This window comes from Streptomyces sp. 1-11, assembly GCF_007176755.1.
Taxonomy (GTDB): domain Bacteria; phylum Actinomycetota; class Actinomycetes; order Streptomycetales; family Streptomycetaceae; genus Streptomyces.
The window spans coordinates 1-1,166 of record NZ_BJTV01000041.1 but is presented as its reverse complement, the minus strand read 5'-3'; the positions used below and the strand labels follow the sequence as shown (position 1 = coordinate 1,166).

The window sequence follows — 1,166 nt, the reverse complement described above, 5'->3', positions numbered from 1 at the left end:
TGTCCGCCGAGTTCGAAGAAGTTGTCGTGGATGCCGATGGTGTCGACGCCGAGGACGTCGGACCACACGCCGGTGATGAGTTCCTCGGTCGAGTTCCGGGGTGCGGTGTAGGTGGTGGCGAGATCGGGCCGGTGGTGGTCGGGGGCGGGCAGGGCTTTGGTGTCGACCTTGCCGTTGGGGGTGAGCGGGAGCTGGTCGAGGGTGACGTAAGCGCTCGGGACCATGTAGTCGGGCAGTTGGCGCTGCAGATGGGTGCGCAACTGCGTCGTGTCGGGGTGGTGGCCCGGGACGGGGACGACGTAGGCGACCAGGCGCTTGTCGCCGGGGGTGTCTTCGCGGACGGTGACGGCCGTGGTGTGGACGTGGTCGTGGGTGGTCAGGGCGGCTTCGATCTCGCCGAGTTCGATGCGGTAGCCGCGGAGCTTGACCTGGTTGTCGATGCGTCCGATGAACTCCAGCGTGCCGTCCGCCCGCCACTTCACCAGATCCCCCGTGTGATAGGTACGCGGGTCCGGCCGGGGCGGGCTGAGGGGGTTGGGGGTGAAACGCTGACCCGTCAGCTCGGGCCGGTTGTGGTAGTGCCGGGCCAGGCAGATACCACCCAGCAGAGCATGACCGGGGACACCGACAGGGGCGGGCTGGTTGTGGTGGTCGACGACGTAGGCGGTGGTGTTGGTGATCGGCCGGCCCAACGTGGTCGTACCCCCGTGCGGGTCCGGCCGCGTGGTCAGACTCATCACGTTCGCCACCGAACCCTCGGTCGCACCGTACTCGTTGCTGATCGTCGTCGCCGTACTGCTCGCCTCCAGGAGGCGGGCCACGAGCTGCGGAGTGAGGTTCTCACCGCCGGCCACGATGGTGGTGATGTGATGCCGGGCCCCGCGGGTCTCCAGGTGCGCGGCCAGCACCTCCAGATGGGAGGGGGTGGCCTTCAGGAAACTGATCGGAATGTTCGTGCAGATCAGATCGATCGCCGCGTCGAACGCGCTCTGGTCCGGCCCTGTGACGGGGATCGCGAGCTGCTGCCCCTGGATCAGCGGCAGGAACAGGGCTGTGATCGTCAGGTCGAACGTCACCGACGAATACAGGATCGAACCGACACCCCCGGGGACGTGCGCGGGGTAGTTCTCGTCGCACCAGTGCAGGTAGTTGACGACACCACGGTG

1 protein-coding gene is annotated in these 1,166 nt (G+C 67.3%); it reads right to left on the bottom strand.

Annotation, left to right across the window (positions count from 1 at the left end; genetic code table 11):
- Window positions 1-1,166: amino acid adenylation domain-containing protein (locus TNCT1_RS35430; protein ID WP_143640446.1), on the bottom strand; the 1,166-nt coding region annotated here is incomplete at both ends.